Origin of the sequence: Nocardioides sp. CPCC 206348 (assembly GCF_048654705.1) — a bacterium.
Lineage (GTDB): Bacteria > Actinomycetota > Actinomycetes > Propionibacteriales > Nocardioidaceae > Nocardioides.
This window is the reverse complement of record NZ_JBMCZA010000204.1, coordinates 10,851-14,180: the sequence shown is the minus strand read 5'-3', so window position 1 is coordinate 14,180 and position 3,330 is coordinate 10,851. Positions and strand designations below refer to the sequence as shown.

Sequence of the window (3,330 nt, the reverse complement as noted above, 5' to 3'; positions counted from 1 at the left end):
CGTCGCTCCGGCGGCCGTCGCGGTGAGCTGCATCGGCGTCTCGAGCGGCGGCGGTTGCCGCAGGGTCACAGTGACGGGGCGACCGATCCCCTGGCCGGGGAGCGTGGCCGCGAGCGCGCCGGCGACCCAGCCTCCGTTGCCGGAGCGGGGCGGACCGTTGAAGCGGCGGGGGACAGCGAGCGTGGTCACGCGCCAAGCCTGCCACCCCCCTATAGGACACCGGCAGCGTGGCGGGAGACGTCGGCGGCAGCTTGCTGCCCCCCTGCGCCGGAGACATGCTCGGTCAATAGGACAGAATGGTTTCGTGAGCGATCTCATCGACACCACCGAGATGTACCTCCGCACGATCTACGAATTGATCGAGGAGGGCATCACGCCGCTGCGCGCCCGTATCGCCGAGCGCCTGCACCAGAGCGGACCGACGGTCTCGCAGACGGTCGCCCGCATGGAGCGCGACGGCCTGCTCACGGTGGAGGGCGACCGCCACCTCGAGCTCACCGAGGACGGCCAGCGCCTCGCGACCCGCGTCATGCGCAAGCACCGCCTCGCCGAACGCCTCCTCGTCGACGTCATCGGCCTGGACTGGGAGCTCGTCCACGAGGAGGCGTGCCGCTGGGAGCACGTCATGTCCGAGACCGTGGAGCGCCGCCTGCTGAAGCTCCTCAACCACCCGACCGAGTCGCCGTACGGCAACCCGATCCCCGGCCTTGCGGAGCTGGGTGAGGAAAAGGTCGGCGAGACCTTCATGGCCGGCGTCGAGCCGCTCTCCAAGGCCGCCGGCCCGGAGGTCTCCCGCGCCCTGGTCCGCCGCATCTCCGAGGAGATGCAGAAGGACGAGGCGCTGATGAGCGCCATGCGTCGCGTCGGCGCGCTGCCCGACAAGACGATCACGATCCAGGCCACCGCCGACGGCGTGCTGGTGGGTTCCGGTGGCGAGACCGCCGAGATCTTCCCCGAGGCCGCCGACCACATCTTCGTGAAGCGGCTCTGAGCCTCAGGTCTTCCTGACGGCTGCCAGTCGCGGCAGCCACTCACTGGTGCCCTCGGCAACCAGGTGGGTGGCCAGTGCGTCGCCGCGGGTCGGCCCGCGGTTGACGATCACCACGGGTACGTCGCGCTGCGCGGCACGCCGCACGAACCGCAGCCCGCTCATCACGGTCAGGCTGGATCCGGCAACCAGCAGCGTGCCGCCCGCCTCGGCGAGGGCCTCGACCGCCGCGTAGCAGCGTTCGACCCGGTCCTTCGGCACGTTCTCGCCGAAGAACACGACATCGGGCTTCAGCAGGCCGCCGCACTCCTCGCACGGGGGTACGACGAACCCGGCTGTCTCCTCGAGGGCGACATCGCCGTCCGGGCGGTTCGCCACCTCCGCATGCCGGGCGGCCCAGCCGGGGTTGGCGCGCTCGAGTCGTTCCTGCAGCGCGATCCGTGACGTCGTACTCCTGCAGGAGAGGCAGACGACGTCGGCGACGCGGCCGTGCAGGGCAATCAGGTGCGGGGTGCCGGCGGCCTCGTGGAGGCCGTCGACGTTCTGGGTGATGACCAGGTCGGCGCCGAGCGCTGCGACGGCAACGTGGCCGGGGTTGGGGGTGGCGTGGCCCATCCGGGCCCAGCCGAGGTGGCTGCGCGCCCAGTACCGCTGGTGGGCGGTCGGGCTGGCGACGAACTCCTGGAAGGTCATCGGCATCCGCGCGGGCGCGTCCGGGCCGCGGTAGTCAGGGATGCCCGAGTCGGTCGAGAGTCCCGCGCCGGTGAGCACCACCAGTCGTCCGCGCGCACACTGCTCGAGGGCGGCCTCAGCCGTAACGGAGCTTGGCACGTTCGCGGGCCTTCGCGGCCTCGATCTCGCGGTCCTTCGGAGGCGCCGCGCTGACGAGGTCCTCCAGCAGGTGCTGGGTGATGTGGGCGATCTCGGCGACGGCCTTGTCGAACGCGGCCTGGTTGGCCTGGCTCGGCCTGGTCGATCCGCTGACCTTGCGGACGTACTGCAGGGCAGCGGCCGTCACCTCGTCGTTGGTCGCCGGCGGCTCGAAGTTGTGGAGTGTCCGGATGTTGCGGCACATGTTCCGAGCCTACGCCGAGCCGGGGGCGCACAATGACCCGATGAGATCTCGGATCGGGACGGTGTCGGTCATCCTCGCGGCGAGCCTGTTGCTCGGCGGCTGCGGGGGAGAGGACGACCCGGAGGGCGGGCGCGACGCGGCCAGCCGGCCGACGACCACGACGGGGACGAGCGCCGCGCCCAGCCAGGAGCCCTGGCAGGCCCTCGACGGCCCCCTGAGCCGCTGCGGACCACAGCCCGCCGACGTGGCCGACGCGGGGTTCACGCCGACGGTGCTGCAGGACGAGCGGATCGGGAAGGTCAGTGCCGTGAGGGCCGGGACCGGGCCGACGGTCGCGATCCTGCTCCACCAGACCGACGGCAACGGCCTGTGCGGCTGGTTGCCGTACGCCGCCGACCTCCTTGCCGAGCCGGGCGTCCAGGTGCTGGCGATCGACCTGTGCGGGTACGGCGAATCGACCTGCAACGGTGGCCGGCGGTCGGGGCCGGGGCAGGCCGACGCGGTCGGCGTGGCCGTGCGCGAGGCGCGGACCGGACTGGGGGCGACCCGGGTGGTCGTGGTCGGCGCATCGATGGGCGGCAGCGTTGCCCTGATGGCGGCGGCAAGTGACGCGAAGATCGATGCGGCCGTCGACCTGTCCGGCCCGGTGGACTGGGCTGGCCTCGAGGTCATCGACGGCGGACGTGCCCTCCGGGTCCCGGTCCTGGTGTCGATGGCCGATGACGAGGGTGAGGAGGCGGTTGCCGGGTCGCAGTCGATCGCCGACCAGGCACCGGCGGGCAGCCGGTTCGAGCCGGCCGAGTCCGGCCACGGCTACCGACTGCTCCTCGACGGCGACGCCCTGCCCGCCGCGCTCCACGAGGCTGTCGCCGCCTGGATTCGGGGCCAGCCCACTTCCTAGAGCTCGAAGAACTGCGCGTCCTCGCCGGTCACTACCACCACCCGGCCGTCGGGCATGGGCAGCGCGCGGACGTCGTCCACGTCGTCGCCGTACTCCACCTGCTGGAGGCGCTCGTGGAGCTTGCCGTCCTTGACCTTGACGACGGAGACGTAGCCGATGCGACGGCTCGTGTACTTCTCGAGCACCGTCAGCGCCGTGCGCTCGTCAGGCAGCCAGGTGAAGGCGCGCGGGTCGAGGCCGGCGCGGGCGGTCGTGTCGGGGCCGTAGTTGTGGATGTCCATCCGCCGCACGTGGGTGACGTCGCGGACGTTGAACAGGCCGATCTGGGCACCCCAGCCACCCTTGCCGTCAGGGCCTTCACCGACC

General features: G+C 71.9%; 5 protein-coding genes and 1 pseudogene. 2 read left to right on the top strand and 4 right to left on the bottom strand.

The window, feature by feature from the left end:
• Positions 1–189 (bottom strand): annotated as a pseudogene (locus ACOADB_RS20165) (hypothetical protein); the annotation flags it as partial.
• Positions 190–304: 115 nt separating this feature from the next.
• On the opposite strand from ACOADB_RS20165, the gene ACOADB_RS20160 reads away from it, so the two are divergent.
• Complete coding sequence (locus ACOADB_RS20160) at positions 305–991, top strand: metal-dependent transcriptional regulator (RefSeq protein ID WP_378602615.1); 687 nt, start codon at positions 305–307, stop codon at positions 989–991.
• Between the two features lie 3 nt (positions 992–994).
• On the opposite strand, the gene ACOADB_RS20155 is transcribed toward ACOADB_RS20160, so the two are convergent.
• On the bottom strand, positions 995–1,819 hold the full coding sequence (locus tag ACOADB_RS20155; RefSeq protein WP_378602612.1) for a Sir2 family NAD-dependent protein deacetylase: 825 nt from the start codon (positions 1,817–1,819) through the stop codon (positions 995–997).
• Complete coding sequence (locus tag ACOADB_RS20150) at positions 1,797–2,063, bottom strand: DUF2277 domain-containing protein (protein WP_378602609.1); 267 nt, start codon at positions 2,061–2,063, stop codon at positions 1,797–1,799. The genes ACOADB_RS20155 and ACOADB_RS20150 overlap by 23 nt, the downstream gene beginning before the upstream one ends.
• A 40-nt stretch (positions 2,064–2,103) precedes the next feature.
• Here ACOADB_RS20150 and ACOADB_RS20145 point away from each other — a divergent pair, with 40 nt between their 5' ends.
• A complete protein-coding gene (locus ACOADB_RS20145) occupies positions 2,104–2,964 on the top strand; it encodes an alpha/beta hydrolase (protein WP_378602607.1) in 861 nt (286 codons plus the stop codon).
• On the opposite strand, the gene ACOADB_RS20140 is transcribed toward ACOADB_RS20145, so the two are convergent.
• Positions 2,961–3,330: beta-propeller domain-containing protein (locus tag ACOADB_RS20140; RefSeq protein WP_378602604.1), on the bottom strand; the 370-nt coding region annotated here is incomplete at its 5' end. The genes ACOADB_RS20145 and ACOADB_RS20140 overlap by 4 nt on opposite strands.

Coding starts and splice junctions, on each gene's coding strand:
- ACOADB_RS20150 (WP_378602609.1), bottom strand. CDS start 2,063: ATGTGCCGCAACATCCGGACACTCCACAACTTCGAGCCGCCGGCGACC.
- ACOADB_RS20145 (WP_378602607.1), top strand. CDS start 2,104: ATGAGATCTCGGATCGGGACGGTGTCGGTCATCCTCGCGGCGAGCCTG.